This window comes from Paenibacillus sp. Root444D2 (assembly GCF_001426375.1).
Classification (GTDB): Bacteria; Bacillota; Bacilli; order Paenibacillales; family NBRC-103111; genus Paenibacillus_E.
Genome location: NZ_LMEO01000052.1, coordinates 253,848 through 276,340, shown reverse-complemented (window position 1 = coordinate 276,340; position 22,493 = coordinate 253,848). Strand labels below are relative to the sequence as shown.

Here is a 22,493-nt window from a genome sequence, read left to right as displayed (position 1 = left end):
CACTGTACCCCTTATCATAAGTCCAAATGCGAACAGTAGACAAGATTATAAATTAGTTATTTTTACAAATAATAGCAAATTTCTTGGTTAACTTTATGTAAAATTGATGAAAATGTCGAATTCTGTTGAATAAAATACTCAATAATTTTGTATTGACATGAATGGCTGTTGAATGAGAAAATGTACGCGTGTACATTGTTAGTTTAATGAATGAATTATCGGAGGCTTATGCATGGTGACGAGAAAAGAGGTTGCTGAACTAGCAGGTGTTTCAGAGGCGACCGTATCCCGTGTATTCAATGGGTTAGGCCCCATGAAGCCTGCTACGAAAGAGCGTGTACTTGAATCTGCTAAACAGCTCAACTATCATCCAAATGCTATTGCGCAAAGCTTCGCTCGGAGGCGCAGTGGTAATCTTGGCGTTGTGCTGCCCTATATGCCCAAAGTGCATCTCTTCTCAGCCTTTTATTTCGCGGAAATATTAAGCGGCATAGGGGAACAAGTAAGGGAGCAGGGCTACGACATGCTGCTGTCACTTTTAACACCGGATGAGAGTTTGGATTACACCCGACTTTATCGCTCGCAGAAGGTGGATGCTTGTGTCATCCTGGGTTCAAGGGATACTCCTCAGCAGCGGGAATCGCTAATGCAGCTGCAGGCGCAGGGATTACCTTTTTGTTTGGTCAATCAAAGCTTCGAGGGGTTAACCTTTCATGAGGTGGATGCGGATCATGTAGAAGGCAGTTATAGCGCTGTTCGGCATTTACAGGAAGAGGGCTATCGGAAGATTGCTTTTCTGAACGGTTCGCCCCAGTATTCGAACTCTGGCGATAGACTTCAGGGCTATAGGAAAGCAATGAGTGAAGCAGGATTAGCAGTTCCGCCTGAGCTGCTTCTTGAAGGCAATTACAGCCGTAAAAGCGGTTATGAAGCGGCATCAGGGCTATGGGAACATCGGGATCAGGTGGAAGCGGTATTTGCGGCCAATGATCGGATGGCGATCGGTTTGATGCAAGGGCTCCGTGAGCGTGGTTGGATCGCTGGGCGCGATTTCGCTATTATTGGCTGCGATGATTCGGATGCTGCTAAGCTCAGCGATCCACCGCTAAGCAGCATCAATGTGCCTTTCTACGAGATGGGCAAAGAGGCGGCACGCAGTGTGCTGGCGGGTTTGCTGCATGGGGAAGGCACGAAGGAAACACGAATCAAGCTGCCAACCCGATTGGTTGTGCGAAAATCATCGAGAGCAATCATCATAAATGATTAATTGTTATAAGGATGAAAGAACTCAAGTTAATGCTTAGCTAGTTTTGCTAAGGCATCACTCTAAGGAGGCGCACTTTTATGAAATCATTCAATATCGGTATGGTTGGCTATAAGTTTATGGGTAAAGCACATAGTCATGCTTATAAGGATTTGCATATGTTTTTCCCGCAGACAGCGGTACCGAAGATGAAGCTAATCTGCGGTAGAGATGAAAGCGGTGTCAGCAGTGCAGCCGAACAATTCGGCTGGGACGGGTATGTCACCGACTGGCGCGAGCTGGTCACGCATCCCGATATCGACATCGTCGATATCAATGCGCCCAGTGATGCGCACAAGGAAATCGCGATTGCTGCGGCGAAGGCCGGCAAGCATCTATTCTGTGAGAAGCCGCTGGCGCTGACCCTTGCCGATTCAAGGGAAATGCTGGAGGCGGCTGAAGCAGCCGGGGTGAAGCACATGGTGGGCTTCAACTACAGGTTTGCACCTGCGGTGCAGCTCGCGAAGAAGCTCGTCGAGAGCGGCCGCCTCGGAGACATCTATCACTTCCGCGCTTGGTTCCTGCAGGACTGGATCGTAGATCCAACGTTCCCGCTGGTCTGGCGGTTGCAGAAGGAGATTGCCGGCTCTGGGTCGCACGGCGACTTAGGCGCGCATCTGATCGATCTCGCGCACTTCTTAGTCGGTGACATGACGGAGGTTATCGGCATGAGTGAGACTTTCATTAAGGAGCGGCCACTGCCGACTTCGATGACGGGGCTTAGCGCCAAAGGCAGCAAGGATGCACCGCACGGACCAGTCACGGTCGATGATGCGACGCTGTTCATGGCACGCTTCGCGAACGGGGCGCTCGGCAGCTTCGAGGCCACTCGTTTTGCGCCAGGGCACCGGTGCACGAATTCTTTTGAAATTAATGGCAGTAAGGGCAGTGTGAAGTTTGATTTTGAACGGTTGAATGAATTGCAGGTTTATTTTACAAGCGATGATGAGGATGTACAGGGTTTCAGACGCGTTCTGGCGACGGATCCGTCCCATGCTTATATGGATGCATGGTGGCCTGCAGGACATACGATTGGGTATGAGCACACATTTGTCCACGAAGTCGTTGAGCTGATGAACGCACTTTCGGAAGACCGTCAGCCGGTTCCGAATTTCGTAGATGGTGTGAAGTGTCAAGAGGTGCTGGAAGCGGTGGATCAATCCATTGCGCAGCGTCGTTGGGTGAGTATTAGCGAAGTCTAAGGATAGATAAGTAGGGAGAGGGGATTTGGGCAGTGAGTAAACAAGCATTGATTGTGTGGGGTGGCTGGGACGGTCATCAGCCTGAAGAGGTGGCTGGTATTTTCGCAGGGTTACTGCGTGAGGAAGGCTTTGGCGTAGAAGTTTCGGATACACTGGACAGCTTCAAAGATGCAGAGCGCTTGGCGGGCGTTGATCTTATCGTTCCAGTATGGACCATGGGTAAAATCGAAAGTGAGCAGTTGAATCCGTTAATCGCTGCGGTAAAAGAAGGCGGAACTGGCATTGCAGGTTGTCATGGCGGCATGGGAGATTCCTTCCGTAATGAAGTGGAATATCAATACATGGTTGGCGGTCAATGGGTAGCGCATCCTGGGAATGACGGCGTTACGTATACGGTTCGAATCAAGGATCGGGGGCATCTATTGACGGAGGGCATGGAAGATTTCGTTGTTGTCTCGGAAAAGTATTACATGCATGTGGATCCAGCCATTCACGTACATGCGGTTACAGACTTTGACGATGTGGAGATGCCGGTTGTTTGGACCAAAACCTATGGAGCGGGCAAGGTATATTATAACTCGCTGGGTCACCAAGCTAACATCGTTCGGATGCCAGAAACACTAGAATTAATGCGTCGCGGCTTACTGTGGGCAACACGATAATGATTAGGGGGAAGTAAGAGATGAGTAAGAAGAAAGTTGGTATTATCGGTTGCGGAAATATTAGTGCAGCCTATATGAAAAATATTCCTAACTTTGAGCATTTGGAGCTGCTCGCGTGTGCCGATATTGATTTGGACAGAGCAAAGGCTCGTGCGGAGGAATTCAGCATTCCTCATGCGTACACGGTTCAAGAGCTATTGAATGATTCGAATATTGATATTGTGATTAATTTGACGATTCCGGCAGCGCATGCCGAAGTCTGTATTCAAGTGTTGGAAGCGGGTAAACACGTGTATGTGGAGAAGCCGCTTGCTGTTACCCGTGAAGAAGGTTTGCAGATCCTAGAAGTTGCGCGCCGTAAGGGATTACTGGTTGGCAGTGCACCGGATACATTCCTCGGAGGAGGTATCCAAACGTGTGTGAAGCTGATAAATGACGGCTGGATTGGCACACCAATTGCAGCAACGGCATTCATGATGGGTAAAGGCCATGAGCATTGGCATCCGGATCCTGAATTTTATTATGCAAAAGGCGGCGGCCCTATGTTCGATATGGGTCCTTACTACTTAACTGCGCTTGTGGCTTTGCTGGGTCCTATCCGCCGAGTAACCGGATCGGCTGCCGCTAGTTTCCCGGAGCGCACCATTTCTAGTGAGAAGAAACGTGGGCAAAAAATAACGGTAGAAACACCAACGCATATTGCGGGTGTACTGGATTTCCATAGCGGAGCGATTGCAACGCTTGTAACAAGCTTTGATATTATGGGCGGCACTCAGCTGCCGAACATTGAAATCTACGGCAGTCAAGGGTCTTTACGTGTTCCGGATCCGAATACATTCGGCGGTCAGGTGCTTATTCGCAAAGGAGGTTCAGATTGGGAGCCGATTCCTCTGTCGCACGGTTACAAAGAAAACCACCGCGGTTTAGGTGTTGCAGCCATGGCTGAGGCCCTGATAAGCGGCCAAAGTGATGCACATCGCGCGAATGGGGAGCTGGCGTACCACGTGCTCGAAGCAATGCATGGCTTCCACGACGCGTCTGACTCTGGGAAGCATTATGTGATGCAAAGCAGCTGTGAAAGACCAGCCCCGCTGTCACCTGATTCGGTACTATAAAAAGTTTTAGATGCGGGACTGTTCCTATGTCATATTTGGAAAATTCAGCTCCTACTTATAAATTTCTCAGTCTGCTGCTACTTCTATTGGAGTTAATCCAGTGGAAGTAGGGTTTTAGCGCCCTAAACGTCGATTTCATTGGGGTTACTCCAATAGAAGCACGAATTTTGAAGCCTGAAGATCAATTCCATTGGAAAAAATCCAATGGAAGTATGAGCTTCGTTTGAATACTGCTTCGAATGTCCCAAAAGTTCAATGACTATAAGTGGCTGTCCCAGGTAGATTTATCTACACTTGGGACAGCCACTTTTTTTGTGTTGACACGAAGGTAAAAGTTTTGGGATATGTGAATGCAAAAGCGCCTCAACCGATTATCGGTGAGGGAGGAATGGACGGGAACGGAGGGATTGATTCCACACGTAGAGAAAGTTCAACACAATATTTTACAAAGAAACCGTAGACGACGATCCCGTCTATACGTCATATCCCTTATCACAAGAGAATTCCATTCTTCGAGCCGTTTTGATTGGGGATTCGAAGACTATTTTGTCATCATTAAAAGCATTTAACGAGGCACTAAAACCGGAAAGCACCTCAAAAGAGCATGTTCTGAAATCAACGCTTGCTTTGGTTTTTGCCTTGTATAGATTCTGCATCGAAAAAAACATTAACACAAATGAAGTTTTCGGGCAAAACTTGGCAGAACTAACGCAGGTGGCGCGTGAAGTCTTCATCACACCAGGGTATTTAAATCTATTGTTTAAACAGGAATTAAAAACAAATTTTTTGGAGTATTTGCATAAAATCCGCATGGAGCATGCTTGTGAAAGGCTGAATAATCGCAGTCAAAAATTAAGCGATATTGCACATGAGGTCGGTTACAACGACGAGAAGTACTTTTTTCAGGTTTTTAAAAAGTACATGGGTATGACTCCCAGCCAATATCGGAACAATCTTGACGGTTAATGTCATAGAGAAAGAGAAAGCTGCCTAATGATGGGCAGCTTTTTTGGATTGTCGGTACTGCAAGGGGCTCATCCCACTCCACCGTTTAAATTGTCTACTGAAATGTGATAAATGAGAATAACCCAATAAGGAGGCGATTTTTTTGAGAGGTAGATCGGGCTGCGCAATGAGGACCTTCGCTTCATGCAATTTAAGATCGGACAAATATTGCCGGGGAGACATCCCAAACACTTTGCGAAAAACCTCAAGTCCGTAACCAGAGCTGATCCCAAGTGAGGAAACAATGTCCTCGATCCGAAATTTCTTTTCTAGCGTTTCTTCGTCTATCGGTGAATATGGATTAAAGGATGCTTTGATGGCCTCAGCAATTGCTTTGGCATACTGAACGGAAGTGGGAGGGATGCTTTCATTCTGATCCTGATCCTGTGCCGGACAGACAAATTGAGACAAGATTCCAAATAACTCAAATAAAGCAGCTTGCAAGCGAAATCGATCAGTTGTCGTATAGTCGCGAGGTTGCATGGCCATTTCAACCCAATCATCGAGAACTTTTCGCAGTTTACCATTTTCCTCGGTTTCAGATAAGAAGAGAATCTTAGAGTTTTTGATCATTTCTTGGCGAAATAGGGGGTCATCTACGTTGAAATGGGCTGTGAAATACGTCATGCCTTCCCTGGATATACAACGGTTAGCATGTTTGAATCCTGGCGGAATCAGAATGATATCTCCGGCTTGCAGCAAGTAACGATTCTTTTCCATGACCGTTTCTTGACAGCCCTTTAGAATTAGATTAACTTCAAAGCCAATATGAGATTCTATGGGCATTTCCCAATTGTTTTCCACTTGCTGTAAGTGAGCTCCAAAAAATTTGACATTCCAATCAAACATGGGAAGCCAATTGGCTTTTTCCCAAGACAAATACTGTTTTTCATTAGCCATATGGGTTCACCTTGGTTTTGGGTAAATTTCACGTTGTTTGGACAATCGCGTATAGATCTATTCTCAATCTATAATAAAGAGAGAAAAGGATCAAGTTGTACGAAAAACGGATGGAGGCTATAGATCATGGAAAACGCTAACATACAGTGGATATCAAGTACGAAAGAATCCGTGTGGCAAGAAAAGCCAGTCTCTAATAATGGCAGTGACGCTGCAAACCTTGCATTCACAGATGAAAAATTTCAATTGGTTGAGGGCTTCGGCGGATGTTTCAATGAGTTGGGTTTCGCCGCGCTTGCTCATTTGTCGGAAAAGGAACGCGGGCAGGTTTTACACTCGCTGTTTCACCCGGATGGTGACCATAAGTTTAGTATTTGCCGTCTTCCGATCGGCGCCAGTGATTACGCACTTGAGTGGTATAGTCTAAATGAGACAGATGGAGATTTTGAAATGAAGCATTTCTCCATCGAAAGGGATCTGAAATATTTGATTCCATATATCAAAGAAGCCTTAAGCTATAATCCGGATTTGAAGTTTTTCGCCTCCCCTTGGAGCCCTCCAACTTGGATGAAGTTCCCTAGAGCCTATAACTATGGCACATTACGTTGGGAGAAGGAAATACTAGCGGCATATGCGCTTTATTTCGTCAAATATGTAGAAGCCTACCGCAATGAAGGGATTACGATTCATCAAATTCACGTTCAAAACGAAGTTGTGGCTGATCAAAAATTCCCATCCTGTTTGTGGACAGGGGAACAGCTCCGCGATTTCATTCGAGATTACTTGGGCCCTGCATTCGAGAAGCATGGGATTGATGCTGAAATTTGGCTGGGAACGATTAACGCGCCAGAACCTTGGCAGGAATGGTTGAAAAAATCGTCATCTGATTTCAATGCCTATGCTTTTACCGTGCTGAGTGATCCTGATGCTTACAAGTATATTAAAGGTGTCGGCTACCAGTGGGCCGGAAAATATGGAATCCAGCGAACCGTTCAAAGCTATCCGGAACTTCGTTATATGCAGACGGAAAATGAATGTGGAGACGGCACGAATACGTGGGATTATGCTAAATACATCTTTAATTTGTATCAGCACTATTTCACGAACGGCGTGAATGCCTACATCTATTGGAACATGGTGCTTGAGCCGAAGGGACGCAGCACGTGGGGCTGGGAGCAAAACTCGATGATCACGGTAGATCCAGCGACCAAGGCAGCGACTTTCAACCCAGAATATTATGTGATGAAGCACTTCTCCCACTTTGTTTCTCCAGAATCTATACGCATAGGGTTAAAAGGTCCTTGGACCGGAAATGCGCTTGCATTTGAAAAGCCGAACGGAGAAAAAGTGGTCGTGATCGCCAATCCGTTTGCAGAAACAAAGAATGTTTGTTTATCAGACGGAGCAAAGGTATATACATTTGAACTTGAACCGGATTCGTTCAATACAATTGTTTTTAGTGGAGGAAATGGGCGATGAAAGAGTTGCTATATGGTGTTGCATATTATAGAGAATACATGCCCTATGAACGATTGGACCAAGATATCCAGATGATGAAGGATGCCGGTATTAATTTGGTGCGAATTGCCGAATCGACATGGAGTACGCATGAACCGCAGAACGGGGTATTCGAGTTCTCTCATGTAGATCGCGTGTTGGATGCGATGCATGAAGCCGGCATTAAGGTCATTGTCGGAACTCCCACATATGCAATTCCTACATGGATGGTGAAGGAGCATCCTGACGTTCTGGCTGTAACTCCTAAGGGGCCAGGGCGTTACGGTGCTCGTCAAATTATGGATATTACGAATCCAACGTATTTGTTTTATGCCGAAAGAATCATACGGAAGCTGATCGGTCATGTTCAAAATCACCCTGCGATTATTGGTTATCAGGTAGATAACGAGACCAAACATTATCAAACTGCGGGTTCCAACGTCCAGTTCATGTTCGTGAAATATATGAAAGACAAGTTCGGGACCCTAGAACGTCTCAATCAGGAATTCGGGCTGGACTACTGGAGCAACCGAATTAACAGTTGGGAGGATTTCCCTTCCGTCGTTGGTACGATCAACGGCAGTCTGGGGGTGGAATTCGCCCGATTCCAAAGGAAGCTCGTCACCGATTTTCTGGCGTGGCAAGCATCTATCGTTAATGAGTATAAGCGACCAGGTCAGTTCGTCACGCATAACTTTGATTTCGAGTGGAGAGGTTACTCCTACGGTGTTCAACCGGATGTAGACCATTTCGCTGCGTCATCGTCTTTGGATATTGCCGGAGTGGATATTTATCATCCGTCCCAGGATGAGCTGACAGGAACCGAAATTTCATTTGGTGGAGACGTTACCCGTTCTCTAAAAGGAACCAATTATTTCGTATTGGAAACTCAGGCGCAAGCTTTTCCTAACTGGACTCCTTACCCAGGACAATTAAGGCTTCAGGCATTCAGCCATCTGGCCTCTGGAGCTAACATGGTCTCTTATTGGCATTGGCATTCGATCCACAATTCAGCTGAAACCTACTGGAAGGGCCTGCTAAGTCACGATTTGGAGTCGAATCCCGTTTATGAAGAAGCTAAGACCATCGGTAGAGATTTTAACCGATTGTCGCCGCAGCTTGTGAATCTGCAAAAATCGAATCGGGCCGCGATGCTGGTCAGCAATGAGGCTTTGACGGCGATGGAATGGTTCCCTCTGCCCGGGCGTCAAGTCAACTATAACGATATTGTTCGGCTTATGTACGACCAGTTATATAAAATGAATATCGGTTGTGATATCGTTCATCCGGACAGTGATGCGTTGGAGAATTATGAGCTGATTCTTGTTCCGGCATTATATGCAGCGTCAGATGAACTGCTTGAGCGGTTGAACGCTTTCGTCCGAAATGGCGGGCATGTCGTCTATACGTTTAAAAGTGGCTTTACCAACGAAAATGTCAAAGTCCGCACCACACATCAACCAGGTGCTATCGATGAAGCTTGCGGTATCCACTACAGTATGTTTGTGGAGCCGAAATCTGTTTCATTCAAGGGTGACCCTTTTGAAGTTGGACCGGAGGACAACAACGTGAACACATGGATGGAACTGCTTACTCCTACAACAGCAGAGGTATTGGCCTCATATGAACATCCTCATTGGGGAGCATATGCGGCTATTACAAAGAACCGCTACGGGAAAGGCACTGTGACTTATATTGGCTGTCTGCCGAGGGCTGCCGTGATGAGTAAGGTGTTGGAAATGACGGTCAAAGATGCCGGTCTATGGGGGAAGGATCAAGATATCCAGTATCCTCTTATTGTTAAATCGGGCGTTAATGACCAAGGGAAGACCATTCGTTACTATTTCAATTACTCGGACCGTAGCGAGACGTTGAAGTATCCGCACGGTGAGGGGAAAGAATTGTTGAGTGGACAGGCTGTGAAGCAAGGTGAGGTCAGGGAGCTGACTCGCTGGGGAATTGCGATTATCGAAGAAGCGTAACTGATGAGGTTATACAAAGAAGACTAACTAGAGAGGTAGTCTTCTTTTGTTGCGCGTGGCTACGTATCGATTGGAGAAAATGCATAATTGACTAAACGTTCGGAAATGCCCAATAAGAATTCGTAGAAGCTTCTATTTCGAGAAGAAATGGCTAGTGTGGAAAATGGGAGTCTCTGGAGACTCTTATTTGATGCCGAACACAGCTCAGATTATCAGCGGCTATGCAAGTATCCACGGAGAGTAGAACCGCGTGAGCATGAAGTGAGTTTGGCGCCTCCCACATTTGAGGGGGGGCTTTTTAGTATGGAACAGTACTATAGCTATGAAAAACAGCCTTACGATCAGGGGAGTTTGCATAAAAGCAGAGTAGATGTAAATATAACGATGAAATTCATCGTTAAAGTATTGGTCTTGAGCAGAAGCCCAACTTTAACGATGAAAAACATGCTTACGAGCACGATAATTCACATAAAGGCAGGGTAGATGGAAGTATAACGATGAAATTAATCGTTAAAATATTGGTCTTGAGCAGAAGCCCAACTTTAACGATGAAAAACATGCTTACGAGCAGGAAAATTCACATAAAAGCAGAGTAGATGAAAGTATAACGATGAAATTCATCGTTAAAGTATTGGTCTTGAGCAGAAGCCCAACTTTAACGATGAAAAACATGCTTACGAGCAGGAAAATTCACATAAAAGCAGAGTAGATGAAAGTATAACGATGAAATTCATCGTTAAAGTATTGGTCTTGAGCAGAAGCCCAACTTTAACGATGAAAAACATGCTTACGAGCAGGAAAATTCACATAAAAGCAGAGTAGATGAAAGTATAACGATGAANATCGTTAAAGTATTGGTCTTGAGCAGAAGCCCAACTTTAACGATGAAAAACATGCTTACGAGCAGGAAAATTCACATAAAAGCAGAGTAGATGAAAGTATAAAGATGAAATTCATCGTTAAAGTGATGATCTTGACCACATAGGATCATTCCACGGAAATAAGAGCCCACAGAGGCTTCTATTTCGTGAAAAAGTGGATAATGTTGGGCGATAGGAGTCTCTAAAGACTCTTATTGGACCGCGAACGTAGCTCATTTGGGTTATTCGGCGGAAATAAGAGCCCCCAGAAGCTTCTATTTCGTGAAAAAGTGGATAATGTTGGGCGATAAGAGTCTTTAAAGACTCTTATTTGACCGTGAATGCAGCCCATTTGGATTATTCCGCAGAAATAAGCCCCCAGAAGCTTCTAAATTGTGAAAAAGTGGTTAAAGGTATTTGAATTGAAAAGCCGTAATAGGCTAGGTACACTTTGACCTAGTTTATCGATGCAAGATTCGCTCGCGAGGAAAGTCTCTCGATGAAATGAGTATCGACTTTGATCTTAGTGCCAGCACTTTGCTCTAATTCAATCGATTCAATTAGCAGATCCACAGCGAGATAAGCCATGCGCTGCTTTTCCACATGGACGGTCGTTAATTCTGGCGAAACAATTACCGCTTCGGAGATATTGTCAAAACCGATAACGGACACGTCATCTGGTATTCGGTATCCGAGTTCTTGAAGGGTCTTCATAGCGCTGATGGCGATATAATCGCATTCGCAAAATAGAGCAGTCGGCAAACGATGCCCTTCCTTCAGGAATGCGAGCAACTGAGCTTTGAGCGAATCTTGGGAGGATAGGATGGTAGGCGCTACGGAAAATTTGTGGGTATTCAGAATCTCCCTGCCATGTTCTTGAATGGCTGCGGTAAAGCCACGTTTTCTTTCCTCGAAATTATGAATTCTCACATTCGATTCAATATAGCCAATATCGGTATGTCCTATCTCACAGAGATGAGTGCCTGCCTGATAGGCACCCATAAAATTGTTGATTTCTACAAAATGAATCGGCAGTGTATCAAAGCAGGTGTCTAAAACAACGAGATGCGATTGAAGTTTGTTGGCAATATCTGCGATTTGCTCCTTATTTAAGTTCGTACCTAAAAGGACGACGCCATTACTTTTCTTTTCCTCTGCAACCATCCGAATATCCCTCTCCAAAAACTCCATATCGATGGAGGAAAAAAGTAAGGAATAGCCTTTCGTACGGCATCGTTCCTCAATGAATTGGATAAGTTCCCTAAAAAATGGTTGTTGATAAAACTGCTCTAGTACGATGCCAGAGTTTGATATGACTAAAAAGGTAAGCGATTTAGCTGTATGGTCAATGGATGGGGATTTTGCTCTAGGGAGGTATCCGCTTTCCTGTGCGATTTGCAGGATGCGTTCCCGTGTTTCTGGACTGATTCCAGGCTTTCCACTGAAAGCAAAGGATACGGCAGATTTGGAAACGCCTGCTAATTTAGCAATATCTTCCATCTTCATTATCGGATTCCTCATTTCATGTTAACTAATTCGTTAAGTAAGTTTAGTTTACAACGATTGATTAACATATACAAGTTGAATCTAATTTGTTTAGTTTGGTTTAGTTGATAATGGACTAAATTTTATTTTAAAATAGCTAAAATAAGTCGTTGACACCTGAAATTCAGGGTGATAGGATGATTTCATAAAGTTTGTTAAGTAAATTGTTTACATCATTAAACACTAAAATTAATTAAAGTTTAGTTATTTCGTTGAATTCTTTCTTACAATGTTTAGTTCTTTATTCATCCATTTATCATTTGATTTTTAGAGGAGAGACATGACATGAAGAAATTTAAACTGGGCTACGCCCCTACCCGTCGTTTTGTATTTAGTGCTGAAGATGCTTTCAAGTATAAGGTTCAAATCCGGGAGAAAATCGAGAGCTTCGGTTTGGACATCGACATCGTGGACTTAGAGGGTCTGAATTCCGAGGGGCTGCTTTATGATGATCATATCAATGCGGATGCGATTATTGAACGCTTCAAAGAAGAAAAGGTGGACGCTGTCTTTTTTCCGCATTGTAACTTTGGTACCGAGGATACCGTGGCACGGGTTGGTAAAGCGCTTGGAAAGCCTGTGTTGTTATGGGGACCTCGCGATGAATCGCCTCTAGAGGACGGTATGCGTTTGAGGGATACCCAATGCGGGCTATTCGCCACAGGTAAAGTGCTGCGCCGGTTTAATGTGCCTTTTACGTATGTGACCAACAGTCGGGTGAATGATCCAGTATTTGAACGTGGATTTATCAATTTCATTGCGGCTGCGAATGTGGTTCGTCAAATGCGTAACCTGCGTATTTTGCAAATTGGACCACGGCCAGCGTCTTTCTTAACGATGATGTGTAACGAAGGGGAACTGCTGGAGCGCTTCGGCATCGAGATTCATCCCATTACGCTGATCGATATTCAACGGACATCGAAACAGATTGAAAAAGGAAGCAGTGCTGAGCTGAATGATGCTATTGCCTACATCAAAGAAAAGCTTGATTACAGCGAAGTTACTGAGGATGACGTGAAACGTATCGCAGCACTGAAAGTAGCTATGAAACAATACGCAACCAAAACCGGCAGTACAGCTATCGCTATCCAATGCTGGTCTTCTCTTCAAGATGCTATGGGAATTATGCCTTGTCTGGCTAATGCGATTCTAACGGATGAACAGATTCCGGTAACCTGCGAAACCGACATTCACGGAGCGATTACCTCCATCATGGTGCAAGCAGCTTCGATGAACCAAGCTCCGACATTCTTCGCCGACTTGACGGTCCGTCATCCTGAGAATCCGAACGGAGAGCTGCTCTTTCACTGCGGTAATTTCCCTGTTTCTCTCTCGGTTGAGGATAAGCCAAAGCTGCGCAAGCACTTCTTGTTCGATGACCATGCGCCAGGTACTCACGAAGGGGAAATCAAAGGCGGCGGAATAACGCTGGCCCGTTTTGACGGCGACCATGGGGAATATCAGTTATTTTTAGGGCGTGCACAGGGTATCAAAGGTCCTTATACACGCGGTTCCTATGTTTGGGTTGAAGTCAATGACTGGTCGTTATGGGAAGAGAAGTTGGTGAAAGGTCCTTATGTTCACCATGCCGTCGGTATACACGCTAATGTGATTCCTGCACTATATGAAGCGTGCCAATATATACCAGGTCTTTCCCCGGATCCCGTGGATCCGACGGTACAAGAAATTCAGGCGTGGCTGCGCGGCTCTGATCTGTAAACCAAGCGTTTGCTTACGAAGCCAGTTTTGCTAAAGCAAAACTCAGTTAGAGCTTACGAAGCTAGTTTTCCTACGGAAAACTCAAAGGAGGATAACATGAATCATACAGAACTGAAAGCAAAGGCTATCCAGATCCGTATGGATCTGCTGAAGATGATACACGGAGCCAAGACAGGACATACCGGAGGCTCCCTCAGTAATACGGATATTTTGACGGCATTATATTATAAAATCATGAAAATCGATCTACAGAATCCGAAATGGGCGGAGCGGGACCGCTTCATCGCTAGCAAGGGCCACTCGGTGGAATCACTGTGGTGCATCCTTGCCGATCTAGGCTTTTTCCCGAAAGAAGAGCTTGAGACCTTCAGTCAATTCGGTACACGTTTGATCGGCCATCCTAATAATAAAGTGCCTGGGATTGAAATGAACACCGGTGCTCTTGGGCATGGGCTTGCTATTTCGGTAGGCATGGCACTTGCGGCTAAACGAGATGGTAAAAGCTATCGTGTATTTTGCCTCATGGGTGATGGCGAGCAGGCAGAAGGCTCTGTTTGGGAGGCGGCTATGGCTGGTCCCCATTTTAAGCTTGACAATCTCGTGGGTATTATTGACCGAAATCGCCTGCAAATCAGCGGCAGCACGGAAGAAGTCATGGGGCTGGAGCCACTTGAAGAGAAGTGGGCGGCATTCGGTTGGAACGTTGTTTCCATTGACGGAAACGATATGGAATCTCTGGTTGAGGCTTTCGGGTCAGTGCCAACTGTACCTGGAAAACCTACCTTGGTCATGGCCAATACGGTGAAAGGCAAGGGCGTTTCCTTTGCCGAAAATAATCCTGCGTGGCACCATCATGTGCCTAACGATACACAGCTTTCGCAAGCATTGGAAGAGCTTTCCGCGGCGCTTGAGCTATTGAGTCAAGAAGGGCAGGTGCGCTAAACATGAATACGATCCCTAACCGTCAGGTTATTTGCGAGACACTATTGAAATTGGCGGAAACCGATCCGGATATTATGGTTCTAACTAGCGATTCCCGAGGTTCCGCGGCTATGGCGCCTTTCGCCAATGCGTTTCCTAATCAATTCGTTGAGGTCGGCATCGCCGAGCAAAATATTGTCGGCATCTCGGCTGGTCTAGCCCATAGCGGGAAGAAGCCCTTTGTCACTTCGCCGGCTTGTTTCTTAAGTATGCGCTCCATTGAGCAGATCAAAGTGGACGTGGCTTATTCTGGAACCAATGTGAAGCTTGTAGGCATAAGCGGAGGAGTTAGCTATGGCGCCCTCGGCATGTCACACCATTCTGTTCAGGATATAGCTGTAGCCCGAGCAATTCCGGGACTTGCGGTCGTATTGCCTGCCGATCGTCATGAAACGAAGAGAATGACTGAGGCTTTAGTTAAGCACCAAGGCGGCGTTTATGTTCGTATTGGAAGAAATGCTGTAGAGGATGTCTACGAATCCGATGACTATGAATTCGTCATTGGCAAAGCGGTGACGTTGCGTGATGGCACGGATCTGACGATCATTGCTACTGGAGAAACCGTTCGGGTAGCTCTCGATACGGAGAAAGCTCTCCAAGAGGTCGGCGTATCCTGCCGAGTCATCAATATGCACACGATTAAGCCGTTAGACGAAGAAGCGATCATTCGTGCTGCCGGGGAAACGGGGCATATCATTACGGTTGAGGAGCACAGTATCTACGGAGGGCTCGGAGCCGCAGTCGCAGAGGTAGTCGTCCAGCATCAACTTGTTCCGATGCGTATTATCGGCATTCCGGATGAACCAGCCATCGCGGGCAAAAGCTCGGAAGTATTCAAGCATTACGGGATCCATACAGATAATCTTAAGCGTGTAGCGCTTGAGATGCTTGGCAAGTAGGTGGGCAGCCCATGATTGAAACCTTTATCCTAGCCATAGATCAAAGTACATCGGGTACGAAGGCTTTGATCATAGATCGTTCCGGAAGTATCATCGCCCGCAGTACGGCCGAACATAAGCAGAGTTACCCGCAATCTGGCTGGGTGGAGCATGATCCTCTTGAGATTTATAACAATGTGAAAAAAACAGCTCATCATGTCATGGAATTGGCCGGCATTGACGCCAATCAGTTAGCCGGTCTGACCATTACTAATCAGCGTGAAACGGCTGTGGTCTGGGATCGAACATCAGGTCTGCCGGTCTATCCAGCTATCGTTTGGCAATGTCAGCGGACAGCGGATCGATGCGCGGCATATAAAGCTGCTAATATGGAAGAGATCGTTCGCGCCAAGACGGGCCTGCTTCTAGACCCCTACTTTTCTGCAACCAAGTGGGGGTGGATATTGGAGCATGCTGAAGGCGCTGAGGAGAAGCTTGGACAAGGGAAGCTTCTGGCCGGGACGGTAGACAGCTGGCTCCTGTGGAAGCTCACGGGGGGCAGCGTTCATGCCACTGATTTTACGAATGCTAGCCGAACGTCATTATTCAATATTCATACGCTAGAGTGGGACAAAGAGTTATGCGAATGGTTCCACATTCCATCTGCCATACTGCCGGAGGTTAAATCCTCCGATGAGATTTTCGGCTATACACAGGATCCTGAGCTATTCTCAGCAAACATTCCTATCTCGGGCATCATTGGTGACTCTCAAGCCGCTTTATTTGGCAATCAATGTTTTGATACCGGTATGGCCAAAGCGACGTACGGTACCGGCACCTCTGTACTCATGAACATTGGCGAGAAACATGATCAGCTTGGAAATGGCTTGGTGACTACCATTGCATGGGGAATGAGCGGAGAGATCACCTATGCTCTTGAAGCAATCATTCGCACCTCTGGCGATACGATCAAATGGGTTCGTGACCAATTGGGCCTTTTTAGCAGTTTTAATGAGATGGAGGAATTGATTGCTCAAGCTCCGAATAACGAAGGTGTATATCTAGTACCGGCATTCGTCGGACTAGGCGCTCCTTATTGGGACCCCTATGCCAGGGCAGCTATTACGGGGATGAGCCGGGGAACCGGGAAATCACATATCATCCGCGCCGCACTGGAAAGCATAGCCTATCAAGTGAAGGATGCGGTAGAGTTGATGCAAGCTGAATCCGGCATCCGGCTGAAAGAACTGCGCGCAGATGGAGGCGCTTCCGATAATACCACGCTTATGCAGTTTCAAGCAGATGTGCTGGAACGCAGCGTCATTAAATCGGAGGTTGCCGAGCTTTCTGCGATGGGTTCTGTTTATCTAGGGGGGCTTGGGGTCGGATTTTGGTTATCGCTTGACGAGCTTAAGAACCGGGGCCAAATTTATTCTGCCTATGAGTCAAAGATGCAGGAAAACATACGTGAACAGCATATCAATGGATGGAAACATGCGGTAGCTTTGGTACTATGCACAACTAAAAAGGCGGAGGCTTAGACAATGACGTTTAATGAAGAGTCGAAGATAGGTCAAATTTGGGCGAGTCCAGCAGGTAGAGCCTTGCTTTTGACATATTTACCTCATCTCAAGGATTCCCCATTTCTTTCGTTCATTAAGAAAAATACGTTGCCATCGTACAATGCGTTCAATCCAGCTTGGACAATAGCACCGGAATTGATGGAGACAATACTCACAGAGTTGTCCCTAATCGAAGTTGAAGCAGAAACGGATGAAGGAATCACTCCAGCCGTCGATTATGAGAACGATGATGTAGCTTTGGGGTCAGCGAGGACCAATGCGCCCGATCAAATTGAAAAATGGGGCGTTTACGAGCTAACGCTTCAAGGGCCGCAACACGGTAATCCGTTCGTGGATGTAAGCTTGGAGGCTGAATTCAATTTCGAAGGCCGAGTTGTCCGTACTCTAGGTTTTTATGACGGGCAAGGTATTTATCGGATCCGTTTTATGCCGGATGCGGAAGGTACGTGGACGTACAGTACCAATAGTAACGCGCGCTCCCTTAGTGGACTGACAGGGCAATTTATATGTACAGCCCCGGATGAGGGGAACCATGGACCGGTACGGATCAAGAATACCTTCCATTTCGCATACGAGGACGGGACTCCTTATATTCCGGTCGGGACCACTAGTTACGTCTGGACCCATCAAGGCGATGAGTTGGAGGAAGAGACGCTGACTACGCTTAAATCTGCCCCTTTCAATAAGATGCGCATGTGTGTCTTCCCGAAATCCTACCAGTTTAACGCGAATGAGCCAGTGTATTACCCTTACGAGGGCTCCCTAGAGGAAGGTTGGGATTATACGCGATTCAATCCTGCCTTCTTTCAACACTTGGAAAATAGAATCTCTGACCTTGGGAAGCTTGGCATCGAAGCAGACTTGATATTATTCCATGGGTATGACCGTTGGGGCTTCTCCGAAATGTCCAAGTCCGCAGATGACCGTTACCTGCGATATCTGACAGCCCGGTTATCGGCTTATCGTCATGTTTGGTGGTCACTCGCCAATGAGTATGATTTGATGTGGAAGAAGGAGACGGAGGATTGGGAACGCTTCGCTAAGATCGTAACAGAGAATGATCCGAATCATCATTTAATATCCATTCATAACTGCTTCGGTTTCTACGATTACAGTCGGCCTTGGATCACTCACTGCAGCATCCAGCGGGTCGATGTTTATCGAACTGCGGAAAATACCAACGAATGGCGTGAGCGGTGGCAGAAGCCAATTGTCATTGACGAATGCGCGTATGAAGGGAACATTGATCAGGGCTGGGGGAACATTTCCGGACTGGAAATGGTGCGCCGCTTCTGGGAAGGCGCCATTAGAGGCGGCTATGTCGGTCATGGTGAAACCTATTTGCATGACGAGGACATCCTTTGGTGGTCCAAGGGTGGGAAGCTTTACGGAAGCAGCCCTGAACGGATCTCCTTCCTGCACAAAATTATGGCAGAGGGCCCTGCAGAAGGCCTGAATCCGTTAAAGTCCGAGTGGGATGCTCCGTCAGCGGGCGTTCCAGATGAATATTACTTGTACTACTATGGCTTTAACCAACCCAGTTTCAGGAAGTACAGCATGAAGCCAGGCATCCGTTACAAAGTGGATGTTATCGACACGTGGAATATGCTCATCAATGAGCAGCCTGGAACTTATGAGGGAGACTTCCGGATCGAGCTGCCTGGGACATCGTATATTGCCGTTAGATTTAGGAAGGTATAGAGATTGATTGACAACAATAATGACATGCAAGCTGACAACAGTTTGCTTGTCATTTTTTGCAATGAACACCGCAGGGTGATTTTGTTCCTGTCTTCGTTGTACAATAGGGAGACCTTACACCTTATAGAGGAGAGCGTCTTCATGCGAAAAATGAAATTATGGCTGAACTCCTTACGTTTCAAGCTTTTCTCTGGATTATTATTCACGATTGTTCCTCTTATCATCGTTTTGCTTATAATCAACCATTACTCGGCTCAAGTCGTTCGCAACCAAGTGGCCCAGTCCAATAAAAACATGCTGAGCTTATACATGGGGCAGATCGACCGCAATTTGCAGGAAGTAGACAACTTCTTGATCAACTTATCCCAAACGAATTTGGATTTACTTGATTTGGATACGGACAGGATTGCCAACGAAAATAATTACATGAAAGCTAAGCTTCGTCTGTTTCAAACAATTAATACCAGTGTCAGCTATTACAAAGGAATCGATTCGTTCTTTATATATTCCAGCCTAAACAAAGATCTGCTAATGACTCAAGGTTTCGGAAGCAGCTTTGATGAACGAAATCAGGTGGCAAATGAAATTGTAAAGATGCTGCAGGATACCACGGTGACTCCAAATGTTTATCGCTGGTATACTTGGCAATCGGAAGGCAACCATTATGTCTATCATGTGATTAAAACCGGTAATGTCTATGTTGGGGCATGGGTAGATGCCAATAAGCTGATGATCCCTCTTCAACTCATTAACCTGGGATCTAACGGTGCGGCGCTTTTAACCTCAGATCAACTAGAACCCATGAGTCACGGAGAATTAATTGAACAGAAAGGCATTCAATTAGCTCTAACCAATCAGGCCTACACACTTTCGGGAACGAATGCGGATTATTTAGTCATGGGGGAACCGTCGAAGAAAGGTAACTTTTATTTATTCGCTTTAATCCCCGAGGAAACCGCACTAGAGAATTTACCTTATCTTCAACGTATTTCTTCCATCATATCGATGGGAGCCATTGCATTTCTGCTGATGTTTGTCTTTTACATGAGAAAAGTGTTCTTGCTGCCGATCAATCGAATCATCCTAGCAATGAGAAAGTTAGGCGATGGCCGTTGGAATTCGCAAATCGAGCATTACCCGACATCTACTGAGTTTAGTATGATGAACGAAACCTATAACCGTATGATTACTGAAATTCAACATCTGAAAATTAATGTCTATGAAGAAAAGTTAATGCATCAGCATGCTGAGCTTAAGCATTTGCAGCTTCAGATCAATCCTCACTTCTTTTTGAATTCGTTGAACATCGTCTACAACTTGGCAACGGTAAAGGATTTCAAATTAATTCAGGAGATGACGAAGTGTCTGGTTGCTTACTTCCGGTTTATGTTCCGAAGTAATTCCTATTTGGTAACACTCAAGGATGAACTGCTTCATACCCAGAACTACTTGCGTATTCAAGAGCTTCGATTTCCGGGGATTTTATCGTATCAGATCGAAGCGCCAGATGCTGTTCTTTCGCTGCAGATTCCTCCGCTTGTCATTCAGACGATGGTCGAGAATGCCATTAAACATGCTGTTAATATGGATGAACAGATTCGGATCGATATCCGGGTGAATACGGAGGAAGACGAAGAAAACCAATGGGTGGTTATTCATATTGAGGATACAGGAGCAGGCTTTCCAGATCCTATTTTGGAATTATTGAAGAGCAATATGGATTTGACTAGTGAAGAAGGGGAGCACATCGGGATCTGGAATGTCAAACGTAGACTACACTTGTTGTATTCCGATAAAGCCGCTATTGATTTCTATAATGAAGTCGGCAAAGGCGCTTGCGTGCGAATCCGCATACCCGCAGATGTTCCACCTACAGGAGGTGAGTAAAATGGTTCAGGTGTTAATCGTCGACGACGAAGTGCACGCAGTGAGGGGATTACAGGCTGGCGTTGACTGGGATAAGCTCCATATTTCTACGGTTCACACAGCTCATAGTATGAAGCAGGCACAAGAGATCTTTGCCACATCTCCGATTGATTTGATGATCTGCGATATCGAAATGCCTCAGGGCTCCGGCATGGATTTATTGAGCTGGGTCAGAGAACATTATTCCCGCACAGAGACGATATTTTTAACGTGTCATTCCGATTTCTCGTATGCAAAGCGTGCGATCCAATTGGACAGCTTCGAGTACTTACTCAAGCCTGTGGATTACGAGGAGCTTGAAGATGTGATCCTGAAGGTTTTGGCCAAAATTAAAAAAGATCAGGAGCTTCTTTCTTTCGAGGAAACGTATAAGCATTATTACCAGCTATGGGAGTCCCATCAGCCACTGATGAAAGAACGTTTTTGGCAGGATCTGATCCAACAAACGATTCCCTCCACCAAGGACAAAATAACGGAGCATTTACAAAAGTATAATTTATTATCTTTGGATGCCATGCGGTTTGTGCTGATTATGATTCGCGTTAGGCGTTGGCATAAGAATCTGAATCAGCGGGATGAACGAATTATGGAGTATGCTTTGAAGAATGCTGCGGAAGAGAAGATTACGCGAAACAATCAGCATACAGCGATCATCTCTCCGGACAATGGATGTTTGCTGATCATGATTCCTTACGAACGCCAACATCAAATGAAGGAGCTTCGAGAGGTATGCGAGGAATACGTGCAATCTTGCAACCAATACTTTTACTGTGATCTATGCTGTTACATCAGCGAACCCGCCTCTCTTCATGAAGTCGTTCCTATGGTGCGTAGAATGGACGATTTGGATCGAGACAATGTCTCTATGGTTAATGAAACCATTGTGCTTTGGGATGTGCGAAAAGGGGAGAGCAGGATAGAGCTCCCATCTTTGAATGACTGGGCAGAGTGGATGAAGCAGGGGTCAAAGGAAAAACTGCTAACTGAAGTTAAGTTATTGTTCAAATCGTTAAGGGAGACCAGAGAAGGAATTGGCGCTCCGCTCTTGCATAGCTTCTATCAAGATTTTCTTCAAATGCTTTTCTTCGTTCTTCAGATGAAGGGATTACATGCGAATAAAGTGTTTGCAGCTAATCTATTCACGGAAAAGCCGGAATTAGTACTAAGATCTATTATCGCTTTGGAAGAATGGGTGCAATACGTCATCGAGGTGGCTATGAATCAGATCCATTCAACGGAAGGGGGCATGTCTGTTGTTGAAAAGGTGAAACAATACGTTGCGGCGCATATTTCCGTATCGGAATTATCCAGGGATGTTATCGCGGCACACGTATTTTTAAACCCTGATTATTTGACACGGGTGTTCAAAAAAGAAACAGGCTTATCCATTTCCGACTATTTGCAGCAGCAGCGGATCCAATATGCCAAGGATTTACTTGCGGGCTCGGATAAATCCATTATCGATATAGCGCTATTAGCGGGTTATTCAAATGTTTCTTACTTCTCGACGCTTTTCAAAAAGGCTGTATGTATGAATCCTAATGAATATAGAAAGCAATTTGAGAAAAGATAGAAAGACTCTGCCCTAAAACATAGGCGTGGAGTCTTTTTTTTCGAAAATGTCGGAAAACCTA

The 22,493-nt window shown here is 45.7% G+C and carries 17 protein-coding genes; 15 read left to right on the top strand and 2 right to left on the bottom strand.

What is annotated here, in order from left to right:
- Positions 1-232 precede the first annotated feature (232 nt).
- The 5 genes from ASD40_RS34735 (at position 233) to ASD40_RS34715 (ending at position 5,248) form a co-directional block, all read left to right on the top strand.
- Complete coding sequence (locus ASD40_RS34735; protein WP_057307698.1) at positions 233-1,267, top strand: LacI family DNA-binding transcriptional regulator; 1,035 nt, start codon at positions 233-235, stop codon at positions 1,265-1,267.
- Positions 1,268-1,344: 77 nt separating this feature from the next.
- Complete coding sequence (locus tag ASD40_RS34730; protein ID WP_057307697.1) at positions 1,345-2,505, top strand: Gfo/Idh/MocA family protein; 1,161 nt, start codon at positions 1,345-1,347, stop codon at positions 2,503-2,505.
- A 32-nt stretch (positions 2,506-2,537) separates the two neighbouring features.
- A complete protein-coding gene (locus ASD40_RS34725; protein ID WP_057307696.1) occupies positions 2,538-3,167 on the top strand; it encodes a ThuA domain-containing protein in 630 nt (209 codons plus the stop codon).
- Between the two features lie 20 nt (positions 3,168-3,187).
- Positions 3,188-4,282: a Gfo/Idh/MocA family protein gene (locus tag ASD40_RS34720; RefSeq protein WP_057307695.1), complete on the top strand. Its 1,095-nt coding sequence runs from the start codon at positions 3,188-3,190 to the stop codon at positions 4,280-4,282.
- A gap of 546 nt (positions 4,283-4,828) precedes the next feature.
- Positions 4,829-5,248: a helix-turn-helix transcriptional regulator gene (locus ASD40_RS34715; protein ID WP_057307694.1), complete on the top strand. Its 420-nt coding sequence runs from the start codon at positions 4,829-4,831 to the stop codon at positions 5,246-5,248.
- Between the two features lie 24 nt (positions 5,249-5,272).
- Here the strand turns inward: ASD40_RS34715 and ASD40_RS34710 are convergent, their stop codons facing one another.
- Positions 5,273-6,187 carry an AraC family transcriptional regulator gene (locus ASD40_RS34710; RefSeq protein WP_057307693.1) on the bottom strand — a complete coding sequence of 305 codons (915 nt, stop codon included), beginning with the start codon at positions 6,185-6,187 and terminating at the stop codon, positions 5,273-5,275.
- 126 nt (positions 6,188-6,313) lie between these two features.
- On the opposite strand from ASD40_RS34710, the gene ASD40_RS34705 reads away from it, so the two are divergent.
- The 3 genes from ASD40_RS34705 to ASD40_RS34695 all read left to right on the top strand — a co-directional run bounded on the left by ASD40_RS34705 (position 6,314) and on the right by ASD40_RS34695 (position 10,149).
- Complete coding sequence (locus ASD40_RS34705) at positions 6,314-7,666, top strand: glycoside hydrolase family 30 protein (protein WP_057307692.1); 1,353 nt, start codon at positions 6,314-6,316, stop codon at positions 7,664-7,666.
- The gene (locus ASD40_RS34700; protein WP_057307691.1) at positions 7,663-9,666 is read left to right on the top strand and encodes a beta-galactosidase; all 2,004 of its coding nucleotides are present in this window, start codon (positions 7,663-7,665) and stop codon (positions 9,664-9,666) included. The genes ASD40_RS34705 and ASD40_RS34700 overlap by 4 nt, the downstream gene beginning before the upstream one ends.
- 303 nt (positions 9,667-9,969) lie before the next feature.
- Positions 9,970-10,149 (top strand): hypothetical protein, encoded by a 180-nt coding sequence (locus tag ASD40_RS34695; protein WP_057307690.1) that lies wholly within the window; start codon positions 9,970-9,972, stop codon positions 10,147-10,149.
- Positions 10,150-10,982: 833 nt separating this feature from the next.
- On the opposite strand, the gene ASD40_RS34690 is transcribed toward ASD40_RS34695, so the two are convergent.
- Positions 10,983-12,032 (bottom strand): LacI family DNA-binding transcriptional regulator, encoded by a 1,050-nt coding sequence (locus ASD40_RS34690; RefSeq protein WP_156390276.1) that lies wholly within the window; start codon positions 12,030-12,032, stop codon positions 10,983-10,985.
- 324 nt (positions 12,033-12,356) lie between these two features.
- On the opposite strand from ASD40_RS34690, the gene ASD40_RS34685 reads away from it, so the two are divergent.
- The 7 genes from ASD40_RS34685 to ASD40_RS34655 all read left to right on the top strand — a co-directional run bounded on the left by ASD40_RS34685 (position 12,357) and on the right by ASD40_RS34655 (position 22,432).
- Positions 12,357-13,790, top strand: a complete 1,434-nt coding sequence (locus ASD40_RS34685) for an L-fucose/L-arabinose isomerase family protein (RefSeq protein WP_057307688.1) — start codon at positions 12,357-12,359, stop codon at positions 13,788-13,790.
- A 96-nt stretch (positions 13,791-13,886) separates the two neighbouring features.
- Positions 13,887-14,732, top strand: coding sequence for a transketolase (locus tag ASD40_RS34680; RefSeq protein WP_057307687.1), 846 nt, complete (start codon positions 13,887-13,889; stop codon positions 14,730-14,732).
- Positions 14,733-14,734: 2 nt separating this feature from the next.
- Positions 14,735-15,670, top strand: coding sequence for a transketolase family protein (locus ASD40_RS34675; protein WP_057307686.1), 936 nt, complete (start codon positions 14,735-14,737; stop codon positions 15,668-15,670).
- Positions 15,671-15,681: 11 nt separating this feature from the next.
- Complete coding sequence (gene glpK, locus ASD40_RS34670) at positions 15,682-17,190, top strand: glycerol kinase GlpK (RefSeq protein WP_057307685.1); 1,509 nt, start codon at positions 15,682-15,684, stop codon at positions 17,188-17,190.
- Positions 17,191-17,193: 3 nt separating this feature from the next.
- Positions 17,194-18,933, top strand: coding sequence for a DUF5605 domain-containing protein (locus tag ASD40_RS34665; protein WP_057307684.1), 1,740 nt, complete (start codon positions 17,194-17,196; stop codon positions 18,931-18,933).
- 141 nt (positions 18,934-19,074) lie between these two features.
- Positions 19,075-20,820, top strand: coding sequence for a sensor histidine kinase (locus tag ASD40_RS34660; RefSeq protein WP_057307683.1), 1,746 nt, complete (start codon positions 19,075-19,077; stop codon positions 20,818-20,820).
- Between the two features lies 1 nt (position 20,821).
- On the top strand, positions 20,822-22,432 hold the full coding sequence (locus ASD40_RS34655; RefSeq protein WP_057307682.1) for a response regulator transcription factor: 1,611 nt from the start codon (positions 20,822-20,824) through the stop codon (positions 22,430-22,432).
- The last annotated feature ends 61 nt before the right edge of the window (positions 22,433-22,493 follow it).

Coding starts and splice junctions, on each gene's coding strand:
- ASD40_RS34735 (WP_057307698.1), top strand. CDS start 233: ATGGTGACGAGAAAAGAGGTTGCTGAACTAGCAGGTGTTTCAGAGGCG.
- ASD40_RS34730 (WP_057307697.1), top strand. CDS start 1,345: ATGAAATCATTCAATATCGGTATGGTTGGCTATAAGTTTATGGGTAAA.
- ASD40_RS34720 (WP_057307695.1), top strand. CDS start 3,188: ATGAGTAAGAAGAAAGTTGGTATTATCGGTTGCGGAAATATTAGTGCA.
- ASD40_RS34710 (WP_057307693.1), bottom strand. CDS start 6,187: ATGGCTAATGAAAAACAGTATTTGTCTTGGGAAAAAGCCAATTGGCTT.
- ASD40_RS34705 (WP_057307692.1), top strand. CDS start 6,314: ATGGAAAACGCTAACATACAGTGGATATCAAGTACGAAAGAATCCGTG.
- ASD40_RS34700 (WP_057307691.1), top strand. CDS start 7,663: ATGAAAGAGTTGCTATATGGTGTTGCATATTATAGAGAATACATGCCC.
- ASD40_RS34695 (WP_057307690.1), top strand. CDS start 9,970: ATGGAACAGTACTATAGCTATGAAAAACAGCCTTACGATCAGGGGAGT.
- ASD40_RS34690 (WP_156390276.1), bottom strand. CDS start 12,032: ATGAAGATGGAAGATATTGCTAAATTAGCAGGCGTTTCCAAATCTGCC.
- ASD40_RS34685 (WP_057307688.1), top strand. CDS start 12,357: ATGAAGAAATTTAAACTGGGCTACGCCCCTACCCGTCGTTTTGTATTT.
- ASD40_RS34680 (WP_057307687.1), top strand. CDS start 13,887: ATGAATCATACAGAACTGAAAGCAAAGGCTATCCAGATCCGTATGGAT.
- ASD40_RS34675 (WP_057307686.1), top strand. CDS start 14,735: ATGAATACGATCCCTAACCGTCAGGTTATTTGCGAGACACTATTGAAA.
- glpK (WP_057307685.1), top strand. CDS start 15,682: ATGATTGAAACCTTTATCCTAGCCATAGATCAAAGTACATCGGGTACG.
- ASD40_RS34665 (WP_057307684.1), top strand. CDS start 17,194: ATGACGTTTAATGAAGAGTCGAAGATAGGTCAAATTTGGGCGAGTCCA.
- ASD40_RS34660 (WP_057307683.1), top strand. CDS start 19,075: ATGCGAAAAATGAAATTATGGCTGAACTCCTTACGTTTCAAGCTTTTC.
- ASD40_RS34655 (WP_057307682.1), top strand. CDS start 20,822: ATGGTTCAGGTGTTAATCGTCGACGACGAAGTGCACGCAGTGAGGGGA.